26 protein-coding genes are annotated in these 24,453 nt (G+C 55.9%); 12 read left to right on the forward strand and 14 right to left on the reverse strand.

Translation table 11 applies throughout. From position 1 onward, the window contains the following. Nucleotides 1-11 precede the first annotated feature (11 nt). On the forward strand, nucleotides 12-710 hold the full coding sequence (locus AYT24_RS09195; protein ID WP_010933691.1) for a lysophospholipid acyltransferase family protein: 699 nt from the start codon (nucleotides 12-14) through the stop codon (nucleotides 708-710). Between the two features lie 165 nt (nucleotides 711-875). Here the strand turns inward: AYT24_RS09195 and ribE are convergent, their stop codons facing one another. The 14 genes from ribE to AYT24_RS09265 form a co-directional block, all read right to left on the reverse strand. Continuing rightward, nucleotides 876-1,343 carry a 6,7-dimethyl-8-ribityllumazine synthase gene (ribE, locus tag AYT24_RS09200; RefSeq protein WP_010933692.1) on the reverse strand — a complete coding sequence of 156 codons (468 nt, stop codon included), beginning with the start codon at nucleotides 1,341-1,343 and terminating at the stop codon, nucleotides 876-878. Between the two features lie 95 nt (nucleotides 1,344-1,438). Further along, nucleotides 1,439-2,068, reverse strand: coding sequence for a D-sedoheptulose-7-phosphate isomerase (locus tag AYT24_RS09205; protein WP_010933693.1), 630 nt, complete (start codon nucleotides 2,066-2,068; stop codon nucleotides 1,439-1,441). Between the two features lie 130 nt (nucleotides 2,069-2,198). Continuing rightward, entirely contained in the window at nucleotides 2,199-3,254 is a 1,056-nt protein-coding gene (hemE, locus tag AYT24_RS09210) for a uroporphyrinogen decarboxylase (protein WP_010933694.1), read from the reverse strand. Between the two features lie 164 nt (nucleotides 3,255-3,418). After that, a complete protein-coding gene (locus tag AYT24_RS09215; RefSeq protein ID WP_010933695.1) occupies nucleotides 3,419-4,270 on the reverse strand; it encodes a CoB--CoM heterodisulfide reductase iron-sulfur subunit B family protein in 852 nt (283 codons plus the stop codon). A 5-nt stretch (nucleotides 4,271-4,275) separates the two neighbouring features. After that, nucleotides 4,276-5,313, reverse strand: a complete 1,038-nt coding sequence (locus AYT24_RS09220; RefSeq protein ID WP_010933696.1) for a succinate dehydrogenase/fumarate reductase iron-sulfur subunit — start codon at nucleotides 5,311-5,313, stop codon at nucleotides 4,276-4,278. Between the two features lie 15 nt (nucleotides 5,314-5,328). Beyond that, entirely contained in the window at nucleotides 5,329-7,032 is a 1,704-nt protein-coding gene (locus AYT24_RS09225; RefSeq protein WP_010933697.1) for an FAD-dependent oxidoreductase, read from the reverse strand. Nucleotides 7,033-7,172: 140 nt separating this feature from the next. Continuing rightward, nucleotides 7,173-7,619: a CBS domain-containing protein gene (locus AYT24_RS09230; protein ID WP_010933699.1), complete on the reverse strand. Its 447-nt coding sequence runs from the start codon at nucleotides 7,617-7,619 to the stop codon at nucleotides 7,173-7,175. Between the two features lie 186 nt (nucleotides 7,620-7,805). Beyond that, nucleotides 7,806-8,453 (reverse strand): hydroxyacylglutathione hydrolase family protein, encoded by a 648-nt coding sequence (locus AYT24_RS09235; protein ID WP_010933700.1) that lies wholly within the window; start codon nucleotides 8,451-8,453, stop codon nucleotides 7,806-7,808. Between the two features lie 11 nt (nucleotides 8,454-8,464). Next, a complete protein-coding gene (locus tag AYT24_RS09240) occupies nucleotides 8,465-8,773 on the reverse strand; it encodes a hypothetical protein (RefSeq protein WP_010933701.1) in 309 nt (102 codons plus the stop codon). A gap of 18 nt (nucleotides 8,774-8,791) precedes the next feature. Further along, nucleotides 8,792-12,025 (reverse strand): efflux RND transporter permease subunit, encoded by a 3,234-nt coding sequence (locus AYT24_RS09245; protein ID WP_010933702.1) that lies wholly within the window; start codon nucleotides 12,023-12,025, stop codon nucleotides 8,792-8,794. Next, nucleotides 12,022-12,447 (reverse strand): hypothetical protein, encoded by a 426-nt coding sequence (locus tag AYT24_RS09250; RefSeq protein WP_164927138.1) that lies wholly within the window; start codon nucleotides 12,445-12,447, stop codon nucleotides 12,022-12,024. Before AYT24_RS09250 ends, AYT24_RS09245 begins: the two co-directional genes overlap by 4 nt. Before the next feature lie 43 nt (nucleotides 12,448-12,490). Further along, entirely contained in the window at nucleotides 12,491-13,843 is a 1,353-nt protein-coding gene (locus tag AYT24_RS09255; RefSeq protein WP_010933704.1) for a TolC family protein, read from the reverse strand. Continuing rightward, nucleotides 13,844-14,074, reverse strand: a complete 231-nt coding sequence (locus AYT24_RS09260; RefSeq protein WP_164927139.1) for a metal-sensitive transcriptional regulator — start codon at nucleotides 14,072-14,074, stop codon at nucleotides 13,844-13,846. It abuts the gene before it with no gap. A 164-nt stretch (nucleotides 14,075-14,238) separates the two neighbouring features. After that, nucleotides 14,239-14,865: a DUF1997 domain-containing protein gene (locus AYT24_RS09265; RefSeq protein ID WP_010933706.1), complete on the reverse strand. Its 627-nt coding sequence runs from the start codon at nucleotides 14,863-14,865 to the stop codon at nucleotides 14,239-14,241. Between the two features lie 218 nt (nucleotides 14,866-15,083). On the opposite strand from AYT24_RS09265, the gene AYT24_RS09270 reads away from it, so the two are divergent. From AYT24_RS09270 to AYT24_RS09320, 11 genes are all read left to right on the forward strand, one after another. Next, complete coding sequence (locus tag AYT24_RS09270) at nucleotides 15,084-15,224, forward strand: hypothetical protein (RefSeq protein ID WP_010933707.1); 141 nt, start codon at nucleotides 15,084-15,086, stop codon at nucleotides 15,222-15,224. Nucleotides 15,225-15,599: 375 nt separating this feature from the next. Beyond that, nucleotides 15,600-15,827: a chlorosome envelope protein B gene (locus tag AYT24_RS09275; RefSeq protein WP_164927140.1), complete on the forward strand. Its 228-nt coding sequence runs from the start codon at nucleotides 15,600-15,602 to the stop codon at nucleotides 15,825-15,827. 82 nt (nucleotides 15,828-15,909) lie between these two features. Further along, entirely contained in the window at nucleotides 15,910-16,926 is a 1,017-nt protein-coding gene (locus AYT24_RS09280; protein ID WP_010933710.1) for an aminoglycoside phosphotransferase family protein, read from the forward strand. After that, a complete protein-coding gene (locus tag AYT24_RS09285) occupies nucleotides 16,923-17,852 on the forward strand; it encodes a sugar phosphate nucleotidyltransferase (protein WP_010933711.1) in 930 nt (309 codons plus the stop codon). The genes AYT24_RS09280 and AYT24_RS09285 overlap by 4 nt, the downstream gene beginning before the upstream one ends. Before the next feature lie 27 nt (nucleotides 17,853-17,879). After that, a complete protein-coding gene (locus AYT24_RS09290) occupies nucleotides 17,880-19,046 on the forward strand; it encodes an exo-beta-N-acetylmuramidase NamZ family protein (protein WP_010933712.1) in 1,167 nt (388 codons plus the stop codon). Between the two features lie 30 nt (nucleotides 19,047-19,076). Further along, complete coding sequence (locus AYT24_RS09295) at nucleotides 19,077-20,486, forward strand: sodium:solute symporter (RefSeq protein WP_010933713.1); 1,410 nt, start codon at nucleotides 19,077-19,079, stop codon at nucleotides 20,484-20,486. A 122-nt stretch (nucleotides 20,487-20,608) separates the two neighbouring features. Further along, entirely contained in the window at nucleotides 20,609-20,986 is a 378-nt protein-coding gene (locus AYT24_RS09300; RefSeq protein ID WP_010933714.1) for a response regulator, read from the forward strand. 73 nt (nucleotides 20,987-21,059) lie between these two features. Next, a complete protein-coding gene (locus tag AYT24_RS09305; RefSeq protein WP_164927141.1) occupies nucleotides 21,060-23,132 on the forward strand; it encodes a hybrid sensor histidine kinase/response regulator in 2,073 nt (690 codons plus the stop codon). Next, complete coding sequence (locus AYT24_RS09310; RefSeq protein ID WP_010933716.1) at nucleotides 23,129-23,491, forward strand: response regulator; 363 nt, start codon at nucleotides 23,129-23,131, stop codon at nucleotides 23,489-23,491. Before AYT24_RS09305 ends, AYT24_RS09310 begins: the two co-directional genes overlap by 4 nt. Before the next feature lie 94 nt (nucleotides 23,492-23,585). Further along, a complete protein-coding gene (locus tag AYT24_RS09315; protein WP_010933717.1) occupies nucleotides 23,586-23,834 on the forward strand; it encodes a bacteriochlorophyll c-binding family protein in 249 nt (82 codons plus the stop codon). 208 nt (nucleotides 23,835-24,042) lie between these two features. Continuing rightward, entirely contained in the window at nucleotides 24,043-24,384 is a 342-nt protein-coding gene (locus AYT24_RS09320) for a chlorosome envelope protein D (RefSeq protein ID WP_010933719.1), read from the forward strand. Nucleotides 24,385-24,453 lie beyond the last annotated feature (69 nt).

Consider the following 24,453-nt stretch of genomic DNA (forward strand, 5'->3'; position numbering starts at 1 on the left):
ACGGCTGATCCATGAACTTCCAGACGCTTCTTTTCTTTCTGGTCATCATACCGGTCATGTTTTTCGGGATGCTCTTTGCGCTCGTTTTGAACCTGTTCGATCCGAGCGGTGATCAGTTTCACAAAATGGCCGCATGGTGGGGACGCTTTTCGGCAAGGGTGCTCGGAATTGAGGTCAAGGTGGAAGGCGAGGAAAACTACAACCCCAACAAGAACTACCTGGTGGTGAGCAACCATGCCGGCATGGCAGATATTCCGCTGATTCTGGGTTCGATGAAGCTCAATCTGAGGTTTGTGGCCAAAGAGGAGCTGGGCAAGATTCCGGTGTTCGGCCCTGCGCTGAAATCTGCCGGATACGTCTTCATCAAGCGCGGGCAGAACCGCGAGGCGCTGCAAAGTATGCTGAAAGCGGCCGACACCCTCAAGGCGGGACGCTCGATCCACATTTTCCCCGAAGGCACCCGGTCCAAAACCGGCAAGATACTTCCCTTCAAGCGAGGCGCCTTTATCATCGCGGAAAAAGCTAAGGTGCCCGTGCTGCCGGTCACGATTGTTGGCAGCAACCTCATCACCCCGAAAAAGAGCCTGAAGATCAACCACGGCACCGTGCGTCTGATCATCGGCAAACCCATCGAACCTGCCAAAGCTGAAGCGCTGATGAAGGAGAGCTACAGCGTCATCAGCGAAAATCTTGAAAAGAGCGCCGCGTAGAGGTTTTTCGTGGGACGAATGGGGATCGAGAGAATAAAACGATAGAGATCGTTTTCCCTGTTGTTCCCGCTGCCCTTAATTCCGAAACAACAGCAGAATCAGCAAGGGTGGTTCGCGAACCGCCCCTGCAAGATCATTTCAGGCAAGCACAGTCCCCCGTTCACCTTACAGCTGCTTGTAAAGATTGGCCATTTCGATGGCGGCCAGGGCGGCGTCGAAGCCTTTGTTACCAGCCTTGGTGCCGGCACGCTCGATTGCCTGCTCCAGATTTTCGGTGGTCAGCACACCGAATGATACGGGAATAGCGGCCTCCATGCCGACCTGCGCGATCCCCTTGGTCGCCTCGGCAGCAATCACGTCGAAGTGCGGGGTCGAGCCGCGGATGATAACCCCAAGCGTCACAATCGCATCGTATTTGCCAGACAACATAGCCTTTCTCGTAACCGACGGCAGCTCGAAAGCGCCGGGGCAACGAATAACGGTGATCTCGTCAGCCGATCCGCCATGACGCACAATGCAGTCAATGGCTCCCTCGACCAGCTTCTGGCCGATAAAATCGTTGAAGCGTGAAACCACGAGCGCGAACTTCAAGCCGGAGGCATTCAACGAGCCTTCAATATTTTGTACCTGCATAGTCAGTTGTTGTTTGGTTTGCAATGCCACAATGGACAAAGTGAACGGAATGGGCTTTATAGGCCGCGCCACGAGCTACTCCGCATTTTCACTCATCAATCATAGCCCATCATTTTTTCGACGAGCTCCACGATGACGTGCCCCACAGCGATGTGGCACTCCTGGATTCTGTCGGCGCTTCCGGTATGGGGCACCACCACCGCAAGGTCAGCGTGCGGCTTGATCGCACCGCCATCACCACCAAGCAGGGCGAGTGTTTTCAGCCCCCGCTTGCGGGCAAATTCGAGAGCCTTGAGCACACTGGCGCTATTGCCACTGGTTGAAAGTCCGATCAGAATGTCCCCAGGGCAACCATAAGCTTCGGTGAGCCGAACGAAAACCTCGTCGAAACCGAGGTCGTTTGCACCCGCCGTCAGGGCCGAGGTATCGGTTGAAAGCGCGATGGCCGGAAGCGCCGGACGATGCACGGAGCTGCGGTATCTGATGGTGAACTCTGCGGCCAGATGCTGCGCGTCTGCGGCGCTTCCACCATTGCCGCATAGGAGCACTTTGCCCCCCTCCCTGAAGGTATCAGCGATCATCGATGCCATCGCTACAATAACGTCGCTGTCACGCCGCGCCACGCTCTCCTTAAGCCGCGCGCTGTAGAGCATCCGTTCGAGCACCAGCTCTTCGTACCGGGTGCCGCCACAGCTTCCCTCCGAACAGTTACACTGCTGAGTCATGGCCTAACTACTTTTTTGAAAAATTCCTGCAATATAAAAAATGATCGGTCAGATGGGGCTGATCAAAAAAAAAGCCTACCCGAAGTATTTGCCGGGCAGGCTGTGACGCTTTCAGTAAGAGGAATCGCGCTTAGTGGTACTTGGCGCTTTCTTCCTTGACGAATTCAACGAGGCACTTCAGGTTGGCAGGATCGACGTCGGGCAGAATGCCGTGGCCGAGGTTGAAGACGTGACCGGAGTGGTCGTTGTGCTGGCCGAACTGCTTGAGCACCTTGGCAGCTTCCGACTTGATCTTCTCGGGCGTGCCGTAGAGCACCGTCGGGTCCATGTTGCCCTGGAGGCAGACGCGGTCATTCAACTCTTTGCGAGCCTTTGCGATATCGATGTTCCAGCCGAGACCAACCGCATCGGCGCCGCAGTCGGCGATGTCGGAAAGAATAGTGTTCATATCCTTGGCAAACGCGATGACCGGAATTTCCGGATATGCGGCCTTCACGGCAGCGACGTTCTGCTTGATGTACGGCAGGGCAAATTCGCGGTAATCATCCTCGGAGAGCGCGCTGGCCCAGGAGTCGAAAATCTGGATGGCGTCGGCGCCAGCTTCTACCTGCTTGACGAGGTAGGCGCTAATGCAGTCGCTGATCTTTTGGAGCAACTGGTGAGCCATCTTCGGCTCGCGGTACATCATCTTCTTGGCCCAGGTGTAGTTCTTCGAACCGCCCCCCTCGACGGCATAGGTGAAGAGCGTCCATGCCGCGCCGGAGAAGCCGATGAGCGGCACACGGTCGTTGAGTTCCTTTTTGGCGAGGCGGATTGCGTCGAGTACGTAGCCGAGTTTCTCATCGATATCGGGATCGATCAGTTTGTCGATGTCGGCCTGCGAACGGATCGGCGGAGTCAGTTTGATGCCCTTGGTCTCGATAATCTCGACATTCATGCCCATCGCTTCGTTGACGACGAGGATGTCGGAGAAAATGATCGCGGCGTCCACACCCATCAGATCGACCGGCTGGATGGTGACTTCACAAGCCAGCTCGGGGGTTTTGCAGAGGGTCAGAAAGTCGGTTTTCTCCCTGACGGCGCGATATTCAGGCAGATAACGACCGGCCTGACGCATGACCCAGATAGGAGTACGGGGGGTAGCCTGCCTCTTCAACGCCCTGATAAAAAGATCATTTTTGAGCATGGAATGCGATGATTAGTGATGTTGTGAAAAGAGCTGCGCTTAAGGCCGGACCGAGACCGGAAACCTTGCAGACATTAAATAAATCAGGTGCAAAGGTACACTTTTTCAGCCGGATTTTAAAACAGGCGGGCGCCCTTCTCGTGGCGCCCGTAAAAGCTGATCAATCAGGCTGTAACGATATGCCGTTTGATGCCGAGTTGCCGGTCGGAGTACCCGAGCGCAAGACCCACAACTTCGGAGAGATGATAGACCGGAATCGCCCCCTTGAGGCCATTATGCTTGAGCGCCTTGGCCTGATACCCGTCCAGCACGGTGTGGCAGAGAGGGCAGGGCGTCACGATAAAGTCAGCCTTCTTGTCCATCGCCTCCTTCAGCGCCTCGGCAGCCACGTTCAGCGACTCCTCCTCGGCGACCAGCAGTGTGTGGAAGCCACAGCAGCGGTTCTTGTGCTCGTAAGGAATCGTCTTTGCGCCCAGAGCGTCGAGCAAAAGATCGAGAGAGGTCGGTTCGAGCGGATCGTCCTTGCCGAGCACGGTCGAAGGACGCAGGATATGACAACCATAAAACGGCGCAATACGGAGTTTGGTGAGCGGTGTTTTCACCTTCTTGCGAATGACATCGAGACCGACGTCGTCGATGAGCACCCAGAGCAGATGGCGCACATCGGAGGTCCCGCGATATTCAAGGCCCTCCTCCTTGAGAATCTCGTTGACTTCAGCTCGCAGTGCAGGTGACTCGTCAAGCTTCTTTTTGGCTGTTCTGATGGTCATCAAGCAGGTATTGCAGGAGACAACCAGATCAAGCCCCTGCTTTTCGGCCAGGGCAATATTGCGGGCGTTGACCAGCGCGAACTGCTTCGGGCTCACGTAGTCGAGATTGCTGCCGCCACAGCAAACGCTTTCATGCAACTTGACCATTTCAATGCCAAGATCATGCTGCCAGAGGCCAAGCGACCGATCGACCTCTTTGGTCATCGCTTCATTGATGCAGCTCTGATAGTAGGCGTAACGCTTCATACTGCTTATTCTCCGGATTTTTTTTCGTGATCCTTCGTTATATGGCTGGCCATCTCCTTCATCTCCTTGCGCAGGGACTGAATGCCCTTGGACGCCTTGACCAGCGGCGGCGGCGGCGGGGTTCGACGCTTGATGATCATCTTGACGGCCATCGGAAGCAGGTTCTTGAGCGTCCAGGCGATGCCATTGGTCCTGATCGGCAGGGTGGCCTCGACCAGCTTGCCCTTTTTCTCGATATCATCCATGAAAGCCTCGGCATGGCGGGCACCGCTGGTATCCTTGGTGCCCCGGCGCTCGATGGCATCTTCCCTGAGGCCGTGGATGGCGTCCATGATCGGAATGTTCTTGACGCAGGTCTCCTGGCAGCGGTAGCAGTGCGTGCAATCCCACACCCCGTGATCCTGCACGAGATCCGCCAGACGCTGGTCGTGAATGCCGTCGCGGCTGTCAGCATTCATACGGTACGACCTGAGCAGCACGACGGGAGAAACATACTCCTTGTGCGCCCGAAGTATAGTGCACTCCGAAACACACGAAGCGCAAAGAATACAGTCGGTCGCCTTGTCGTAGGTCTGGAACTCCTCCTCGGAAATGAGGAACTCCTTCTTCCCCCACTGCTCTTCCGGCATCCGGGAAACCACCCAGTTGGAATACTTCTTCATCTTGCCAACCACCGGGTCCATCTCGACCACCAGATCTTTGATGTGCGGCAGATTCCGAAGCGGCTCGATCTTGATGACACCCGGTTCGCGGGCCTTTTCGAGCTCGTCCCAGACCTGGGTGGTGCAGGCGAGCTTCGACATGTTGTTGATCCTCATGGCGCAGGAGCCGCAGATACCGGCCTGACAGAAAGCCCTGAAGGTCAGCGTCGAATCGACATGCTCCTTGATATAGTTGAGAGCCCTGAGCACGGTGATACCTTTTTCGAGCTTGATCGTGTAGTCATCGAAATAGGGCTTGCTGTCAACCTGGGGATTGAACCGGTGAACCCTGAAGGTTACATCCCGGCTCTCCTCATGATGCTGTATCGTTGAATCGCTCATTGAAAATCCTTCGGATTAATAGGTTCGTTCCTGAAGCTCGTAGCGGCCCATCGTGACCGGTTTGTATGCAAGCTTCGGGCGGCCATTCTCGTATGTATAAATGGTATGCTTGTGCCACTTCTCGTCGTCACGCGTCGGGAAATCGGTCCTGGTGTGCGAGCCGCGGCTCTCCTCCCTGGCAAGCGCGCCCGCGGCCACGGTTTCGGACAGGTCGAGCATGTTCTTCAGTTCGAGCACCTGAAGCAGATTGGTGTTGTAGATGTCGCTCGTATCGAAAACCCTGACGTGCCGGAAGCGCTCCTGGAGGCTTTCGATATCGGCGATTCCCTGCTTGATTTTCGAGGAATCGCGGAAGATGCCGACGTTCGCGCCGAGCGTATGGCCCAGTTCTTCGCGCAACGTGCCGTAGCGTTCGTAGTGACCGCGCGGCTGCATGAAGCTGCGCAGCTCATGCTCTTTTTCGGCCACCTCGGATGCGGGAATGGCGGATGGATTGAATTTGCCGCACTCTTCGGCAGCGGCCCTTCCGGCGATGCGTCCAAAGACCAGAATGTCGAGCAGCGAGTTGCCGCCAAGGCGGTTCGCGCCATGCACCGACACGCAGCCGCACTCACCGGCGGCATAGACACCCTCCATGATGGTGCGTCCGAAGTTGTCGGTATCAATGCCGCCCATCGAATAGTGAGCCGTCGGCCTGACCGGCACCGGCTCCTCAATCGGATCGACGCCTTCGAAGTACATGCACATCTCGCGAATCTGCGGGAGGCGCGACTTGATGAGGTCGGCGCCGAGATGGCGGAGATCGAGATGCAAATATTTGCCTGCCGGGCTGTCGAAGCCGCGACCTTCGAGAATTTCGGTTTCAAGCGAACGGGAGACGAGGTCACGCGGGCCAAGCTCCATCTTTTCTGGAGCGTAGCGCGACATGAAGCGCTCGCCGAGCGCGTTGACCAGATAACCACCCTCGCCGCGGGCACCCTCGGTCACAAGCAGGCCGCTTTTGCGCAAACCGGTGGGATGGAACTGCACGAACTCCATGTCCTTGAGTGGAATGCCCGCACGGTAGGCAATGGCCTGACCGTCACCGGTATTGCCCGCCGCGTTGCTGGAACGGTTCCAGTACATCTTGGCGTAACCGCCGGTGGCGAAAATCACCGTCTTGGCCGGAAACGCCTCGACCTTGCCGGTCTTGATGTTCATGGCGATGAGACCCCGCGAACGGCTGCCGTCAACCGAAAGAGCGAGCGCGAAATATTCGTTGAAGAAAAACACGCCCTTGCGCAGGCACTGTTCGTACAGGGTCTGGAGAATGGTGTGGCCTGTCTTGTCTGCGCAATAGCAACAGCGGGGACGGCCCGCGCCGCCAAAGGGACGCTGGGCGATGGTCTTGTCATCCATCCTCGACCACGGTGTGCCCATGTTGTCGAGTTCGCGGATAATCTTCGGAGCTTCGGAACAGAGCACCTCGACCGCATCCTGGTCAGCCAGATAGTCGCTGCCCTTGATCGTATCGTAAATATGCATCTCGACCGTGTCATCCTTGGCCTTGTTGGCCAGCGCCGCGTTGGCTCCGCCCTGCGCTGCCGAGGTGTGGGAGCGGTTCGGATAGACCTTTGAAAGCACGGCGATGTTCAGGCCCGGATTGGTCTTCATTGCCTCCATGGCCGCATAAAGTCCGGCACCGCCACCACCGACGATGACGATATCAAATGGTTTCATAAACAATCGGAAATCCTTGCCTGTCTGCCGAATGGCAGGCTGGCTGGTTGGAAAAAGGGCCGACCGCCTGCTGCGGCACCCGTGCGTTCATGATGAAAACTGCTCCGGCTGTGAAATCCGGTCAACAGCGGGCTGACCGCTTACAACGCGATATGGTCGTCGTGTACGGGAAGCTCCTCAACGGCGTGAAGGACGTCGGTCATGTTAAGCACGCCGATAACCTTGTTCCCCTCCATAACGGTGAGTCGGCGAACGTTGGTGCGTTTCATGAGGCGAAGCGCGTACTTGATCCTCATGCTCGGATTGATGCTGATGATCGGCTTGCTCATGATCTGGAACACCGGCGTATTCCAAGGGTCACGGTGCAGATCTTCACCCGGATCGATCACTTTTTCAAGAATGTCCTTTTCGGTCACAATGCCATAGCAGTCATCTTCGTTGCGAGGCTCAACCACAAGGCCGCTCTCACCGGTTTTTTTCATGAGCTGCAACGCTTCGGCAACGGTAGAACTGCCCTTGATGGTATGATAATCCTTCTGCATGAGGGCAGAAGCCGGCAGGGTCCTTAAGGTAATGAGCTGATCCATATCGATGTTCTCTCGTTTAAAAAAGGACAGACTGTCCCGTTACTATTGCTTGAAAACTAATAGCGTAGAAACTGTGTCAGAATGTTTTAACTGTAAGGAAGGCGCGCTACGAGGCAAAAACCCCAAGAAGCATAATTAAAGAATAAAAGCAAAGAAGAGAGAAAAATCAAGCAAACAGGGAAAAATTCAGCTGATTCCGTGTGCTTTTTTGTAGGCAGACCAGTTGTTTTTCAGGTCAATAAACGATTCTGCATCGGGCTGAAGCAGAAACGGATTGGTAGTTTTTTCATGACCAATGGTTGAAACTGGCGCCGTGCCATAATCATGACCGGGAAATACATTCGTACCAGCCGGTAGCACCATCAGTCGCTCGTGCAGTGAACGGTACTCCAACCGGGCATCCGCCTCGCTCCACGTGCCGCCAACCTTGCCTACAAAGAGCGTATCGCCGGTAAAAAGCGCGTCTCCGGCAAGCAGGCAGATCGAGTCCAGCGTGTGGCCGGGGGTGTGGATGATTTCGACAACGCCCTCGCCAAGCGGAAAACTCGCGCCGTGCATCACCTCGATTCCCAAACGGGCGTCGCGGTCGCCGAAGAGCAGCACCCGGATGCCGGTCAACCGCTCGAACTCCTCGTTGCCGTTGGTGTGGTCGGCATGGCCATGGGTGCAGAAGGCCCGCACGAGCTGCCAACCCTTGCGGGCGGCGGCATCGACAAGCACTTTTGGTGAATTGGAGGGATCGACCGCAAACGCCTCACCTGTCGCCTTGTCGGCGCAGAGATAGCCGAAATTGCGATCCCCGCCCGTTCTGATCTGCTCAACCTGCACGCTCATGGCCACGCTCCTCAGATCATCTTTTCGACATTCATCATGAACGCCTTTGCCGGAAACGCCGGGTCGGCGGCAAGAGGGTTCGCCTCAATGTCTTTCATGATCTTTTCCGCTTTCTCGTCTTCGAGAATCGCAAAGCAAAGGGATGAATAGACCGTGGGAATATCCTTGCCCGCGGGCCACCATGCGACCGGCTCGCCACCCGTCTCGCATGAACATCCTCTGATGGCGATGCTGCTGAACAGGGTGACCTGGTGAGCCGTGAACATCTTGCGAATCAGCGGCCGAGTCTCTTCATCTCCTATAAGGGCGATCAGTTTCATCAGATGTGTCCTTTTTGGTTATGCCGACTTCATGTTTTCGAGCCTTTTTTTCTCACCCTTCTTTTCACTCAGGTAGTAAACCAGCGGCACCACCACGAGCGTCAGGATGGTCGAGAGCACGCCGCCCCAAATAAGCGAGATGGCCAAACCTTGAAAGATAGGATCGAAAAGCATAACAACCGAACCGATAACCACCGCACCGGAGGTCAGAATGATCGGGCGGGTTCTGACGGCAGCCGACTCGATGACCGCCTGCTTCAGCCCGATCCCCTCTTCGCGGCGAATCTGGATAAAGTCGATCAGAAGTACGGAGTTCCTCACCATGATACCCGCAAGCGCGATCATGCCGATCATGCTCGTGGCCGTGAAGAAAGCATGAAGGATGAAGTGGCCCGGTATGATACCGATCAAGCTCAACGGAATCGAGATCATCATGATAAGAGGCGTCTTGAACGACTGGAACCAGCCGATAATCAGCATGTAGATGACGACAAGCACCACCGCGAATGCCGTGCCGAGATCGCGGAACACCTCGTAGGTGATCTGCCACTCGCCGTCCCACTTCATGGCGAGCCGGTTCTCGGTCTTGGGCGGCGCGGTGTAGAGCGGACTAATTTTGTAGCCGCCGGGCACCTTGATTGCCTCGATCTTCTTGTCGAGTTCGAGCATCGCATAAACAGGACTTTCGGTCACGCCAGCTACATCGGCAGTCACGTAAACCACATCCTTCAGGTCTTTGCGGAACAGGCTCTTGTCCTGGATTTTCTCCTTGACGGTCACCAGCTCGGAGAGTGGAATCTGCATTCCCGGACGGAGTCGCGAGGTCAGCGAGTTCATCCCCTGCGACTGCACGAAGATGTTGGACAGGTCCTTCAGCGAGGTTCTGTCGGCCTTCGGCAGGCGGAGCTGGATTGCAACCGGTTCGATCTCGTCCGGCATGTGCACAAGACCAACATCGACACCAGCCAGCGACATGCGCAACGTCTGAGCGATCTGCTCGGGGGTGACGCCACGCAAGGCAGCTTTCTCCTTGTTAATCACAAGGTCGTACACCTTCTGGTCGGCCTCGACCATCCAGTCGACGTCAACCACGCCCGGGGTCGAAGCAAACGCCTTTTTGACCTCTTTGGCCAGCGCAACGCGCGAGGCCTGGTCGGGACCGTAAATCTCGGCCACGATGGTGGAGAGCACCGGCGGGCCTGGGGGAATCTCGACGATCTTGGCGTTGGCACCATACCTGTTGGCAATCTCCTGTACGCCAGCACGCACGCGCTTGGCGATATCGTGGCTCTGCGCACTGCGCTCGCTCTTGTGCACCAGGTTCACCTGGATGTCGGCCATGTTGTCGCCGCGCCGCAGATAGTAGTGGCGCACCAGACCGTTGAAGTTGATCGGTGCGTTGACACCGGCATAGTACTGAATGCTCTTGACCTCCGGCACGGTTTTCAGATAACCCGAAATCTCCTTGGCCACCTGCGCGGTTTTTTCAAGTGCCGTGCCTTCGGGCATGTCGATGATCACCTGGAACTCGTTTTTGTTGTCGAACGGCAGCATCTTCATCTGCACCATCTTGAGCGGAATCATGGCGATGGCTCCGGCCAGCATCAGACCGACCACGCCGAAAGCGATCCAGGTCTTGAAGGTGCTGTCAATGAAGGGGGTCAAAATCCTGTCGAACAAGCGGTAGTAAACGGTCTTTTTGATGTCGTACTCCTCGTGGTGCCCTTCATCGGACTTCAGCAGGCGGAGCGAGAGCCACGGCGTAGCGATGAGCGCGACCAGCAGCGAAAAGATCATCGCTATCGAAGCGCCGATCGGCATCGGGCTCATGTAGGGGCCCATCAGACCAGAGACGAAGACCATAGGCAGCACCGCCGCGATAACCGTGAAGGTGGCCAGAATGGTCGGGTTGCCCACCTCGCTGATGGCGGTGATCGCCGCCTGGAGGCGCGGCTGGCGCTTCATGGCGAAGTGGCGATGAATGTTCTCGGCGATGATGATCGAGTCATCGACCACGATGCCGGTCACGAAGATGAGCGCGAAAAGCGTCACGCGGTTGAGCGTGTAGTGCAAGAGGAAATAGACCAGCAGCGTGAGCGCGAAGGTGATCGGCACAGACATAAAGACCACCAGAGCGCCGCGCCAGCCGAGGAAAAAGCCCACCACGATGGTCACGGCAACGACCGCCATGACGAGGTGTTCGAGCAGCGTGAACACTTTTTCGGATGCGGTCTCGCCATAGTTCCTCGTCTCGGTGACGGTCACGTCCGCTGGAATGAGCGATCCCTTCATGCCATCGATCCGGGCCAGAACCTTGTTGGCCAGCGCGGTGGCGTCGGTGCCCTGGCGCTTGGCGACCGTGAGGGTAACGGCGGGGTAGTCAGACTTGTCTTTTTCGCCAGAGGCCGCGCCCCAACCGAATTCGGTATAGTTGTTGACCTCTTCAGGCCCGTCGGTGATAGTGGCCACATCCTTCAGCGTCACGGGCGAAGCGCCATAAATGCCCACCACGATGTTGCCCACATCCTCCTTGCTTTGCAAGAATTTGCCCGACTTGACGACGATGTTTTCGTTAAAGTCCTTGAAATCACCCGAAGTCATCTGGCTGTTGGTGCTCTGAATCTGGCGGGCAATCTGCAACGGGGTAATGTTGAAATGCGCGAGCTTCTGCTTGTCGAGCTGCACTCTGATCTGGCGCTTCAGGCCGCCCTTGATCTCGACATCGCCGATATTCTCGGTCTGCTTGAGCTGATCGGCCACATTGGCGGCGATCCTGCGCAACTCATACGGACTTTTGTCCTTGCTCCAGAAGGTGAGGTTAAGCACCGGCACGTCGTCGATGGAGACCTTCTTGATGAGCGGCATCTGCACGCCGGGCGGCATTTTGTCCATGTATTTCATGAGCGTCGCCCAGAGCTTGACCATGCTCTCCTCGGCGCTGTCGCCAACCTTGTAGCGGACGGTGACGAGAGCGAAGTCGGGCATCGAAGTCGAATAGACGTAATCGACGCCCTTGATTTCGGTCACGGCGCGCTCGATGGGCTTGGCCACGCGCTCCTGCACCTCGGCAGCGGTCGCGCCGGGGTAGGGGATGTAAATATCGACCATCGGTACGACGATCTGCGGCTCCTCTTCGCGGGGCGTCATGAACGTCGCCATGATGCCGACCAGAAGAGAGGCCAGCATGAGGAGCGGCGTTATCTTCGAGTTGATAAACTGCTTTGCAAGCCTGCCGGCTATACCTTCATTCATTGGTGTTGAGCCTCCTTCGCTCTGTCTTCTGTGTGCGTGTCTGTAGAAATCCTTGCGCCCTCCCTCAAATCCGCCGAGGGAGACTCGACGACGGTTTCACCCTTGTCGAGGCCGCTGAGCACGATGGTGCTTGCACCCTGCGTGTGGCCGGTGCTGACCCAGCGCAGCGTGACGATGCTGTCGGGACGGACGACGAAGACCTGGTCAGTGCCCGCTTTTCTGAATACCGATGAGGTCGGCACGAGCAAAATCTTCCGGCCAGCGGCGTCAGCGGACTCCGTGACGGTCGCGACCTTTGCGGCAATAGCGGGAGCCGTGGCCGTGGTTGATGACGATGGCGTCTGCTCCTTTTTATGGCCGCCACATGCGCCAAGCAGCGCGGGCAGCAGCAGAAAAAGCGGCACGATGATTCGGGTGCTCATACCTTTCATGGTTTTCAGTTTTGCTGTCACGACTGAAAAAAATTCAATGAGCGCTGTAATATTCCAGCTCGCTTTTGGCGATGCAGTAATCATACTTCGCCTGGTTGAGGCTCATCTTCGCCCAGGTCCATGCCTGTTCGCGCATCAGAAGTTCAAAGGTCATCGCCATACCGGTTCTGAACTGCTCGCCTATGAAGTCGAAACTGACCTTTGCTGCTTCGAGCGACTTCTGCGTGACGGCGATCCGCTCGCGCGATGTCACCAGCGCGCGACGGGCCATGTCGATCTCCATCTCGCTCTGCTCTTTGGCGGCCTGGTAGTTGTAGCGGGCCTCCAGCTCCTGGGCCTTGGTCTCCTGCACTTTGCCTTTGGTGGCCATGCCGTCGAAGATGTTCCACTGCACGTTCAGGCCAATGGTCCAGCTCGATCCCTCCGTGCCGAGGAAGCTGCTGTCATGCCAGTTCTGCTGGGCGAAAGCGTTCACCCTCGGCAGGTACTGCGCGCGAGCCATGTCATGCTGATAGCCGGCGACCTCCTGGAATGCGGCAAGCGCCTTGAGGTCGCTACGCCCCTCGGCGCTGGCCTTTGCAGCCGAAGCCGGAATTCTGGCATCGACGGCGAGGTCGCCGATTGGCTGGATGGTATCGTCCGGACCGAGCGCCAGTATCGTGCGGAGTGCATCCTGCGCGTTGCGGATGGCGTCCTGAATCTGGAGCTTCTGATCGCGCAGCTCGGCAAGCCGCACTTCGGTGGAGAGCTTGTCGGACTTGGTCACCAGCCCGGCAGCGTAACCACGCGCGGCCTCGCTGCTGTAGCCCTGCATGATGCGGATCGACTGCTCGATGGCATCGAGATTCTTCTTGGCCAGAATGAGACCGTAAAAAGCCTTCTTGACATTCAGGTCAATGCTCTCCACCGCGCGATCGGTCATAAAGCCCTGTGCCTTACGCGCGCTCCGGGCCATCTTGCCGCCAATGATCGCGTCGCGATTGTAGATCGGCTGCTGCACCTGGAGGCTGGTGTGAAAATCGGTAATCGCCGAAGGATGGTTGAGGTTGTGCAGCGAAAAGTCACCAAAATCGGGCGGAGTCGTATTAAAATTGTAGTAGGCAATCTCCTGCTGGAGCTTGCCCACCAGCACCGCGCCGGGATCGTTGGAGTGTAGCAGGGTTTCGGAGAGCGTCACTTTCGGCAGGTAGGCCTGGCGGCTCTGCACGACGCGCGCATCGGCCTGGTCATTTTTGGCGCGTGCCGCCTTGAGCATGGTGTTCCGCTCGTGAGCCATCTTCAGGGCGTCGCTGAGCGACAGCCTCATGGTGGCCGCATCGGCCTGCGAACAGGTGGCGACAACCGCCACGAGCAGGGCGAAAAACCGTCTGGTTGACTTCTTGGTCATCTATTTTTTCGATATGAGTTTGATAATCTTTTCCACACTTCCTGAATCGTGACGGTTCAGGCAATTCTGCAAATTACGGTTCAGCACGAGGGAAAAGGTGTTGTCGAGGGCCGCCTTGGCAGCCTGGAACTGGGTCACCACCTTCTGGCACTCCTCTCCGGTTTCGATCATTCTCATCAATGCCTGCACCTGACCGTTCACTTTCTTGAGCCTGACGATTACATCGTCCATCCGGCACTCTTCGTTCATCGTCTGCCCCCCTCTCCTGCCTGTGCGGGAAAACCGTTTTATCTTACCTATACCCCGTTAGGGTATCGAAAATAGAAAAAAACAATTCCTTGTGCAACTAAAAGCATTCAGCCGTACAGGGAATCAGAGAAAACCGGCAGCAGGACTCAGACCTTTCCGCCCGAAGCGTCCAGTTCCGCAGTGGTACAACAGCACAGGTCGGACTGCACCTGGCAGAGCATGCTTTCGGTGGCCTGCTGCATGATCTTGGACATGACCGCCTCGGTCATGAATTTGAGTATGCCTTCCGGCATGAGGTTGAGCGGAAAGGAGAGTTCAAAATCGAGCGTGATGTCGGTTTCGAAATGGACTTCGGTACGCCGGTCCTCGAGAGGGTAGAGACAAATCCTCGTGTTGGCCTGCCCGACAAAGGTGTTCTTCTCTTTCAACGGCACATCAGGCACCTGCGGAGCGTTGACCCACTGGATGCACCGACCCGAAACAGCAGAGTCAGGAAAGCTTTCTTCCTCCGAAACCGGACCTGCCGGAACCGTACGGGAGCTATCGAGGTGCTCTTCGTTCTGCGTCACGAAAAAAACCGCCGTTATGGGATTTTCCCGAGGATCGTTGACCTGAAAAATCCACTGATAGACTCCGTGCTCTTTCAGGTAGGTGACGCCGGTACAATATGGATTACACTTAAGAATCCTGACATGATCGGAGAAATAGACCAGCGAATCGTTCAGGTGCGTCTCGATGATCGCTTTTGCTCTGCTTCTTCCTACAACCTCCATAACAACAACACCGCTTGATCGTGAAATAAATTTTGTAATTTTTCAATGAACGCCACCCCAAAACCAAGAGTTCCTCCTCTCATTTCGTGATCCGCATAGCCAGGCAGCGCTCAACGAACGGATCATCACAAGCAAATGCGCCCGTTGGAATGACGGTTTTTTGTTTATTTTGAACGCTTGAAAAACGGCTGCCTACTCAGAGAGACAACCTCTATGCAATGAATAAAGCATCGACCATGACCGATACGTTCAACTATACAACGATTTTCGCTCCTCTCGGCTTCTTCATCGGAGGAATCTTCCTCGTGCTTCTTCTCAACAAATTCATCGGCAAATCGCAGAATAAAAAATCAAGTTGAACGTATCCTGCTGCAACCTCGCTGCCGCGCCAAGTACCTGGCAGGAGCTATAGCCGTCAGACAGCAAGGCGCAACTCGATACGATCATATCACCCCAGCCAGCGCAACAGACCAGGGCCACCGCTCCTGAAATCTGTCAAAGGCGAACACACCAGTATTTCCGGCTTGCAACTCCATCGCACTGGCATCCCATACGTCCCCCGACTGTCGACAGTAATCCTGAAAACAGAAGCGATTATCAATACTTTTTTTTACATCGCCGCGCTTGCTCAACTGCTTAAAATATATTAACTTTATTTCATTATCATGAAAGCATGCCATCGTGCGGAGAATTGCTCTTATGTGCTTTCTAACAACTCAAAACATATACGCATCATGTCAAACGGAACAAACATTGATGTTGCGGGTGCCATCAACACCCTTGCCGAAACTTTCGGCAAGCTCTTCCAGATGCAGATCGACGTGGCCAACACCGCGCTGAAGGCATTGGCTGACGTTGCCGAGCCTCTCGGCAAGACCGCTACCGATCTGATCGGCAGCTTCACTGGTGCAGCCACCCAGGTTCTCCAGAGCGTTTCTTCTGCTATCGCGCCGAAGAAATAAGGTACACCACCTGACTTCAAGCACCTTATGCACTTGTGTAAGGTGCTTTTTTTTTAGGCTCCGCATCCACCCGTCACGCCACATGGAACTCACGGAATCGATCCGACTCCTCTTTCCGCCCGAAGAACGGGCCCAGCTCGACATCAGCGCCATCAAGGGCGACGCCTCCAACCGGCAGTACTACAGGGTCACTGGCCAAGGCAGTGTATCGGTCGTCTGCGCCGATCCAGCGTTCCGGGCAACCGCAGTGGAAAACTACCCTTTCCTGATTGTCCGCGACCTCTTCGCGCGGCACGGAATCCGGGTGCCTGAACTGCTCGGCATGGTACATGAGCAGGGACTGCTACGCCTCGAAGATTGCGGCGACCTCATGCTGCAAGACGAAGTGCCGCTCCTCGACCGCAACCGGCTTTCGGCACGCTACCGGCAGGTAATCGACCTGCTCGTTCGCATCCAGTCGATCAGACCCGACAAGGATGCGTTGACGACTACGCTTCCCTTTTCGCTGAGTTTCGACCACGAAAAGCTCATGTTCGAGTTCGACTTCTTCATCGAACACGCCCTGAATGGCTATTTCGCAGGACGGCTCGGCAAACCGGCAATCGCTCGGCTTCGCGAGGAGTTCATCAATATCTGCGACCTGCTGGTGCTGCCGAAGCATTTCGTCCTGAATCATCGCGATTTCCATAGCCGTAACATCATGCTGTTTCGCGCTGAACCGGTCGTCATCGACTTCCAGGACGCCCGACTCGGCCTGCCGCAGTACGACGCTGTGTCACTCCTGCGCGATTCCTACGTCCGGCTCGATCCGGGCATGGTCAATGAGCTGAAACGCTACCATTTCAACCAGCTCGTCCAACTCGGGCTGACGTCAATGGGCGAAGCGGAATATCTCCGCCTGTTCGACCTGATGGCTTTCCAGCGCAACGTCAAGGCGATCGGCACCTTCTGCTACCAGACCACTGTGGCTGGTAACCGCACGTTTGAACCAAGCATCGCGGCAACCCTCAGCTACCTGAGAGAGTACATCGAAGCCAGGCCTGAACTTGCCATGGCTGGCCGCCTGCTCAAACCGATCATTCCCGAAATTTCGCGATGAACGCTTTCGTCCTGGCTGCGGGTTTCGGCACCCGCCTGCAGCCGCTGACCGACACGATGCCCAAACCGCTCGTTCCGGTGCTGAACGTGCCGAGCCTCTGCTACTCGCTGTTCCTGCTCAAGGAGGCGGGCATCCGCAAAGCGATCATCAATATCCACCACCACACGGAGAGCCTTCGACAATTTTTTGACCGCCACGATTTCGGCAGCCTCGAAATCGTACTCTCGGAGGAGCGTGAAATTCTCGGCACCGGCGGCGGACTGAAAAAATGCGAGCACTTGCTCGATGGAGAAGAGTTCGTGCTCATCAACAGCGACATCATCAGCGACATCAACCTGCGCTCGCTCATCGACGCGCACCAGCGCTCTGGCTGCGGCGGCACGCTCGCGCTCTATGAAACTCCGCTGGCGGCGCAGATAGGGTATATCGGTGTGCGCGACGGACTGGTGCTTGATTTCAGGAACCAGCGCGGCACCGGCCTCTCGTCATCGTTTATCTACACCGGAACGGCGGTGTTCAACCCCGAGATTTTCCGCCACCTGAAAACCGAGTTTTCCGGCATTGTCGAAACTGGCTTTTATGGGTTGGCAGACAACGGGAGGCTGGCATTGTTCGAGCATCGCGGATTGTGGCAGGATATTGGCACCCTGCCGAATTTTTACCGCGCAAACCTCGACGATAATTTGCGTATTCTTCAGCTTGCGGGGCGCATACAACGGGAGATCGGCTTTTTTCCGCACATGATTTCAGATGATGCGTCGATCAACCCCGAGGCCCACGTCGAAAATTCGGTGCTCGGCGCGAACTGCGCGATAGCCGCCGAAGCCATCGTGGAGCACTCGGTGCTCCTGCCCGGCACCATCATCGAACGCGGCGAGACGCTTCGTAACGCAATCGCCGCACCAGGCATCCGCATTCCACTGTAAACTCCCGACAGCGCAAACGGCAACGGCATGGTCATCAACGGTCTCGACATACTCCTCCAGAATCCCGAAGTCCTGCGCCACCGGCGCGTCGGCCTGATCGCCAACCAGACCTCGGTGTCGATGCAGCTTGAATATTCGTGGATGCTGCTCAAGCGCGCTGGCGTCGAGCTGACGAGAATCTTCTCGCCGGAGCACGGCCTCTTCGCCATCGAGCAGGATCAGATCGCCGTCGGCCACCAGCCCGATATCGGCTGCGAAATCGTGAGCCTCTACGGCGACAGCGAGCACTCGCTCGCCCCGGCCCGCGAGCTGCTCGACGGACTCGATCTGGTGCTCTTCGACATTCAGGATGTCGGCTCGCGCTACTACACCTACGTCAACACACTGGCGCTCTTCATGAAGGCCGCCGAGGGACTCGACATCGAGATCATGGTGCTCGACCGACCGAACCCGCTTGGCGGCTCGCTGATCGAGGGGCCGCAGCTCGATCCGGCGTTTCACTCCTTCGTCGGCGTCATGCCGCTGCCGGTGCGCCACGGATTGACCGCCGGAGAGATCGCCCACTTCTACCGCAACTACAAAAAGCTCGACCTCAACCTGAACGTGATTCCGATGCAGGGGTGGTCGCGCCAGATGCTCTTTCCGGAAACCTGCCTGCCCTGGGTGCCACCCTCGCCGAACATGCCCTCGTTCGAGGCTGCGGAGGTTTACCCCGGCATGTGCCTCTTCGAAGGACTGAACGTCTCGGAGGGGCGCGGAACGACCACACCATTCCTCTTGAGCGGCGCGACATTTGTCGATCCGGAAGCACTGGCCGAGCGGCTCGCCTCGATGCCGCTGGAGGGCGTCGTGTTCCGTCCGACCTGGTTCCGCCCAACCTTCCACAAATACGCTGGCGAGGCCATCGGCGGCCTTTACCTGCACGTAACCGACCACGCCCGCTTCCGCCCCTTCGCGACCGGCGTGGCCATGACCTGCGCTTTGTACGAACTCTATCCTGAACAGCTCGCCTTTCTCGACGGTGTGTACGAATTCAGGGACGACATTCCTGCATTCGACCTGCTTGCCGGAAGCAGCACGATCCGCTCGATGATTCTCGACAATCGAGACACCACCGCAATCATCGCTTCGTGGGAAAAAGACGAGGCAGAGTTCGCGGCGATCAAACCCAACTTCCACCTGTACAACAACTGACATCACAACCGATCCGGGCACCTGTTGAGCATGCAACCTCTCGATTACGCCATCATCATTCTCTTTCTGGCGGGCAACATGATGCTCGGTCTGTGGCAAGGACGGAGCAACAAGCAGACCTCCGACTACTTTCTCGGCGGCCACAAGCTTCCGTGGTTCGCGGTGATGCTCTCCATCGTGGCCACCGAAACCTCGGTGCTGACCTTCGTGAGCGTTCCGGGCCTGGCCTACCGGGGCGACTGGAGCTTCCTCCAGCTCGCGTTCGGCTACATCGTCGGGCGGATTCTGGTCAGCTTCATCCTGCTGCCCACCTATTTCAAACATGGCGTCACCTCGATCTATGAGGTGATCGGCATGAGGTTCGGCCACGGTATCCAGAAAACCGCCTCGGTGATTTTTCTGATAACGAGGATTCTGGGCGACGGTATCCGCTTCCTCGCGACCGGCGTGGTGGTGCAGGCGGTCACCGGCTGGCCGCTCTCGCTCTCGGTGCTGGTCATCGGCATTGTCACCCTCGTCTACACCATTTCGGGCGGGCTGAAAACCGTGGTGTGGCTCGACAGCATCCAGTTCGGGCTGTACCTCGGTGGCGGCGTTATCGCCATCGCCTTCATCCTCGCCCGCCTCGACGCGCCGCTGCCCGATCTTCTCGCGCCGCTCCTGGCCGCCGGAAAGCTGAAAATCATCGACACCGACCCGCACATCTTCACCAACCCGCTCTCGTTTGTCAGCGCCTTTTCCGGCGGTATCCTTCTTTCGCTCTGCTCGCACGGCGTCGATTACCTGATGGTGCAGCGCGTGCTCGGCTGCGACGGCCTCGGCTCGGCCCGCAAGGCGATGATCGCCAGCGGCGTGTTCGTACTCTTCCAGTTTGCGCTGTTCCTCCTGGCAGGTTCGCTGATCTATGTGTTTTTCCATGGTGCGCCACTCGTCAAAGATCGCGAATTCACCAGTTTCATCGTCAGAGCACTGCCCGCCGGCCTCAAGGGGCTGCTGCTGGCCGGAATTCTTTCTGCCGCCATGTCAACCTTGGCCTCATCGATCAACTCACTGGCCGCTTCGACGGTCACCGACCTCATAAAAGGCAAGGCGTCGCTCAGCACATCACGCCTCATCAGCGTCGCCTGGGCCGCTGTGCTGATCGGCATCGCCCTTGTGTTCAACGAAAACGACAAGGCAATCGTCATGCTTGGCCTCGAAATCGCCTCGTTCACCTATGGCGGCCTGCTCGGGCTGTTCCTGCTCTCGAAAAGCAGCCGCAATTTCCACTCAACGAGCCTCATCGCCGGACTGCTGGCCAGTATGGCGGTGGTGTTCCTGCTCAAGCTCCTCGGCCTGGCATGGACATGGTACATTGCCGTTTCTGTAACGACTAACATCCTGACGACAGCCGGAGTCGAAGCGTTGCTTCCCGACAGGGAGTCTTTTGCACGGGAATAACCGTGTTTGCGAACAAACCTTTATCTTGTGTAAATAGTATATGAGATAATGGCCCCATCTACCGCCCGTGTCGCAATGTACCAGAGTAGGGTTTCTGAATAACATCGAAAACACTACGGACTATGAAAACCAATGATCCCATCCTGGTCATCGAGGATGAGGACGATATCAGGCAGATGATCTGCGACATTCTCGAAGAGGACGGTTATGCTACCGTTCAGGCATCCAATGGCAACGAAGGATTGCAGCTTCTCCAAAAAACGCCCGAGATACGCATTGTCATCACCGACCTTCTGATGCCTGAAAAAGAGGGTATCGCCATGATCAGCGAACTAAGGGAAGATTTCCCATGGATCAAGGTGGTCGCTATCTCCGGTGGAGGAATCCTCATTCCGGAAAACTATCTCAACCGGGCCAAAGCCGTTGGATCCGATGCCACACTATGCAAACCGTTTGAAAGCGGCGAGCTCCTGAGCATCATAGAGGAGCTGAACCGATAAGCCCGATCGGTGTGTTTTGCCATATCAAAACCCTATCCGCCAGCGAACTGCACCCAGTCACAAACTTTCAGTAATGAACAGTCACAAAACGGATGTGCCGGCAGGCGATGAAAACAGCATGCTCAAGGGGAGCATCGAAGCGCTTGAGAAAAAAATCGCCATGCTTGAAAACAGAGCCTCAATTGCCGAACAGAAGGCTGATGCGCTGAAAACAGCCCTTGAATCAGCCCGGGCAGGGTACTGGGAGTGGAATGTCGAAAACGGGACGATTCTTATCGACCGGCAATGGGCTGTCATTAGCGGTTACAACTCGGCCGATTTTGATATGCTGACGATGGAACAGTGGCGTGAGCTGTGCCACCCGGCCGATCTTGGCGTGGTCACAAAATCGATAGAAGAGCTTCTGGATGGCAGCATGGAGCGTCTTGAACTTGAACTGCGGGTCCGCCATAAGAATGGCGAATGGATCCGGGTGCTCGACTGCGGCAAGGTCACCGGACGCAGCAAGAACGGTAAACCGTCATGCCTGACCGGTTCAAGGCAGGCACTGGCAAGCCTGCACGACAAACCTGAATCACCGGTAAAAAATGTGCCGGAGGAACTGCAAGCGCTGGTCGACAATATCCCGGCGGCGATTTATCACCTTGATGTCTCAGGGCAAGCCACCATTCGTTTCCGGCCACCGGCCTTTCTGAAAACCCTTGTTTCAGAGCATGCCGGCACAACCCGGCTGAACACCCTTTCGATGATTCACCATGATGACCGGCATATGCTGAGCAACGCCTACAGCAAACTCAGAGAAGCCAAACATTCCCTTACTCTGGTCTACCGTATAGTCACCCCGGAGGGAAAACTGCACTGGATCGAAGACCATATGAGGTCATCGTTCTCGGATGATGGACTTTTTTCAGGAATCGACGGTATCCTGTGCGAAGTCACCGACCGGATCGCCAGACTCGAAAAAACACGCAAGCTCGAATCGCAACTGAGCAAATCGCAGAGACTCGAAACCATCGGGACCCTTGCCGGCGGTATCGCGCATGACTTCAACAACATCCTCACGCCGATTCTCGGTTACGCCGAAATGGGGCTTTCGAGTATCGATGAAGATGACCCGATACATGAATATTTCGCTGAAATCATGCAGGCCGCAGAACGGGCACAAAAGCTTGTCTCACAAATCCTGACCTTCAGCAAGGCAGAAGAGGGCAAGACCGCGCCTGTAAGCATTCAGGAGGTCATTGACGAAGTGATCCGGCTTATGCGGCCATCGCTGCCATCGAGCGTTTCCATTGAAGAGGATATTGACAGTTCATGCCACAAGGTTATCGCAGACCCGGCCCAGATGCACCAGGTTGTCGTCAATCTGTGCACCAATGCCCTCCATGCGATGGAACAGACTGGCGGAGTCCTGAAGATCGTGCTCAGGGAAGTGAGCACCGGAAACGGGATGCCGCCGATAGCACCGGAACTGCCTGATGGAAACTATGCAGAACTGATCATTTCCGATACCGGAACCGGTATGGATAGCAGAGCCATAGAACGTATTTTCGAACCATTCTTCACGACAAAATCGGTCGAAAAAGGGTCTGGACTCGGCCTGTCGGTCGTTCACGGCATCGTGACCGGCGCCAACGGACATATCAGCGTTGAAAGCACGCAAGGGAAGGGTTCTGCGTTCCATGTCTGGCTGCCGGTTATCAAAAGTAACACCCCCGACAGATTGGAACAAAACCCACTGTTAGCAAAATATGCTGCCAGTGTTCTCTTTATCGACGATGAACCGGCTACAGTGAATCTGGTAACAATCATGATGACCAAGCTCGGCTATAATATCAGGGCAGAAAACTCTCCGGTCGAGGCGCTGAAATTCTTCAGAGAACAACCAGACCAGTTTGACCTGGTAATCACTGACCTGACCATGCCTGAAATGACCGGCATACAGTTGAGCAGCGAGATCCACAAAATCGCGCCCTCGATTCCGGTGATTCTGATGACTGGATACGGAAAAATGATTGACCACGATATGCCGCTGAGACACTACGGCATAAACCACTTGTTAAAAAAACCGCTCAAGCTTGCTCACTTGGCGTTGGCTGTCAAAGAAGTACTCTCATCAACAACCAATCTCCTCACAGAAATATGAAAATTCTTGTCATCGATGACGATCCTTCCGTCAGAAAATTCATAACCACAACGCTGAAAAAGGAAAACTATGCCGTTACCGAAGCGGAAAACGGCGCAGAAGGATTGATCAAACTTCAGCAGGAGAAAGACATCTCTATTATTATCACCGATCTGATCATGCCTGAAAAAGAGGGCATCGAAACGATCATGGAGGTGCGCAAGATCAATCCCGCTGTGAAAATTCTGGCCATTTCGGGCGGAGGAAAAGCCGGCCCCGAAAATTTCCTGCTGCTTGCCGATGTCGTTGGAGCCAATGCCACGCTCAAAAAGCCCTTTGGCGGCCAGGAACTGCTCATGTGCCTGCGCATGTTGGCCTGACCGGCACAAAGCCGCAGAATCTTTGTTGCACCGCTCTATTATTTTTTTTAACTTAAGCTAAGATATGACTATTCACTAACAAGGATTTTTCACCATGAACAACCCAAGGGGAGCATTCGTCCAGGGAGCTGAAGCCTATGGCAGGTTTCTTGAGGTATTTATCGATGGCCACTGGTGGGTAGTCGGTGATGCCCTTGAAAATATCGGCAAAACAACCAAAAGACTCGGCGCAAATGCCTACCCTCATCTTTACGGCGGCAGCTCGGGGCTGAAGGGTTCATCTCCGAAGTATTCCGGTTATGCCACACCGAGCAAAGAGGTGAAAAGCAGATTTGAGAAGTGAACATCGCCGATGTTGCAAAAAAGGGCTTTAAAGCCCTTTTTTGTTTTCCAATCCACCTTCGTTTGAAGGGTTATCGGCGAATGAGTACATTTTTACAGAGCAATACCCGTGCTGTTGATTTTTGAGGTATTTACCATTTGCTGACAGCGCCGGAACGAAATTCGATCACTCAAAGACTCAATACAAAATCAAAAAAGGAGAAGTCATTATGGCAGACGAGGAAAAAATCGACACTATGAAGTCATTCGACTTCGCCGTCAAAAGCATCACTGAGGCCGGAGTCAACCAGCTCAATCTGATTTCAAACACCATCCAGTCCGCAGTGCCTGCCGTCACCAATGCTGCGCAGAGCCTTACTAACGCTGTTTCGGTATCGGTCAAGACGGTGAGCGAGGCTGCCGGAGCCTTGGCCGGCGCGCTGGGAGAGCTTGGTGGTGCCGTAGCCAACCTAGCTGGAGCTTTGACAAATTCAGCCGTTTCGATCGCCCAGTCGGGAGTGAGCGCCGTCACAAACGCTATCGGATCGGTTCTTCAGGCAAAGAAGATCTGAACCGCTCATCAGAGATTGCCAACCACCTGCAGAACCGGAATCCTGGCAAAGTCAGGATCCCGGTATGCA

This window comes from Chlorobaculum tepidum TLS (assembly GCF_000006985.1).
GTDB classification, from domain to species: domain Bacteria; phylum Bacteroidota; class Chlorobiia; order Chlorobiales; family Chlorobiaceae; genus Chlorobaculum; species Chlorobaculum tepidum.

Excerpts from the sequence above, each read along its gene's own strand:
- AYT24_RS09225 (WP_010933697.1), bottom strand. The coding sequence starts at position 7,032 with ATGAAACCATTTGATATCGTCATCGTCGGTGGTGGCGGTGCCGGACTT.
- AYT24_RS09310 (WP_010933716.1), top strand. The coding sequence starts at position 23,129 with ATGAAAATTCTTGTCATCGATGACGATCCTTCCGTCAGAAAATTCATA.
- ribE (WP_010933692.1), bottom strand. The coding sequence starts at position 1,343 with ATGCAGGTACAAAATATTGAAGGCTCGTTGAATGCCTCCGGCTTGAAG.
- AYT24_RS09240 (WP_010933701.1), bottom strand. The coding sequence starts at position 8,773 with ATGAAACTGATCGCCCTTATAGGAGATGAAGAGACTCGGCCGCTGATT.
- AYT24_RS09285 (WP_010933711.1), top strand. The coding sequence starts at position 16,923 with ATGAACGCTTTCGTCCTGGCTGCGGGTTTCGGCACCCGCCTGCAGCCG.
- hemE (WP_010933694.1), bottom strand. The coding sequence starts at position 3,254 with ATGCTCAAAAATGATCTTTTTATCAGGGCGTTGAAGAGGCAGGCTACC.
- AYT24_RS09260 (WP_164927139.1), bottom strand. The coding sequence starts at position 14,074 with ATGGACGATGTAATCGTCAGGCTCAAGAAAGTGAACGGTCAGGTGCAG.
- AYT24_RS09245 (WP_010933702.1), bottom strand. The coding sequence starts at position 12,025 with ATGAATGAAGGTATAGCCGGCAGGCTTGCAAAGCAGTTTATCAACTCG.
- AYT24_RS09295 (WP_010933713.1), top strand. The coding sequence starts at position 19,077 with ATGCAACCTCTCGATTACGCCATCATCATTCTCTTTCTGGCGGGCAAC.
- AYT24_RS09280 (WP_010933710.1), top strand. The coding sequence starts at position 15,910 with ATGGAACTCACGGAATCGATCCGACTCCTCTTTCCGCCCGAAGAACGG.
- AYT24_RS09290 (WP_010933712.1), top strand. The coding sequence starts at position 17,880 with ATGGTCATCAACGGTCTCGACATACTCCTCCAGAATCCCGAAGTCCTG.
- AYT24_RS09220 (WP_010933696.1), bottom strand. The coding sequence starts at position 5,313 with ATGAGCGATTCAACGATACAGCATCATGAGGAGAGCCGGGATGTAACC.
- AYT24_RS09205 (WP_010933693.1), bottom strand. The coding sequence starts at position 2,068 with ATGACTCAGCAGTGTAACTGTTCGGAGGGAAGCTGTGGCGGCACCCGG.
- AYT24_RS09255 (WP_010933704.1), bottom strand. The coding sequence starts at position 13,843 with ATGACCAAGAAGTCAACCAGACGGTTTTTCGCCCTGCTCGTGGCGGTT.
- AYT24_RS09235 (WP_010933700.1), bottom strand. The coding sequence starts at position 8,453 with ATGAGCGTGCAGGTTGAGCAGATCAGAACGGGCGGGGATCGCAATTTC.
- AYT24_RS09250 (WP_164927138.1), bottom strand. The coding sequence starts at position 12,447 with ATGAGCACCCGAATCATCGTGCCGCTTTTTCTGCTGCTGCCCGCGCTG.
- AYT24_RS09305 (WP_164927141.1), top strand. The coding sequence starts at position 21,060 with ATGAACAGTCACAAAACGGATGTGCCGGCAGGCGATGAAAACAGCATG.
- AYT24_RS09265 (WP_010933706.1), bottom strand. The coding sequence starts at position 14,865 with ATGGAGGTTGTAGGAAGAAGCAGAGCAAAAGCGATCATCGAGACGCAC.
- AYT24_RS09275 (WP_164927140.1), top strand. The coding sequence starts at position 15,600 with ATGTCAAACGGAACAAACATTGATGTTGCGGGTGCCATCAACACCCTT.
- AYT24_RS09300 (WP_010933714.1), top strand. The coding sequence starts at position 20,609 with ATGAAAACCAATGATCCCATCCTGGTCATCGAGGATGAGGACGATATC.
- AYT24_RS09270 (WP_010933707.1), top strand. The coding sequence starts at position 15,084 with ATGAATAAAGCATCGACCATGACCGATACGTTCAACTATACAACGATT.
- AYT24_RS09230 (WP_010933699.1), bottom strand. The coding sequence starts at position 7,619 with ATGGATCAGCTCATTACCTTAAGGACCCTGCCGGCTTCTGCCCTCATG.
- AYT24_RS09215 (WP_010933695.1), bottom strand. The coding sequence starts at position 4,270 with ATGAAGCGTTACGCCTACTATCAGAGCTGCATCAATGAAGCGATGACC.
- AYT24_RS09195 (WP_010933691.1), top strand. The coding sequence starts at position 12 with ATGAACTTCCAGACGCTTCTTTTCTTTCTGGTCATCATACCGGTCATG.
- AYT24_RS09315 (WP_010933717.1), top strand. The coding sequence starts at position 23,586 with ATGAACAACCCAAGGGGAGCATTCGTCCAGGGAGCTGAAGCCTATGGC.
- AYT24_RS09320 (WP_010933719.1), top strand. The coding sequence starts at position 24,043 with ATGGCAGACGAGGAAAAAATCGACACTATGAAGTCATTCGACTTCGCC.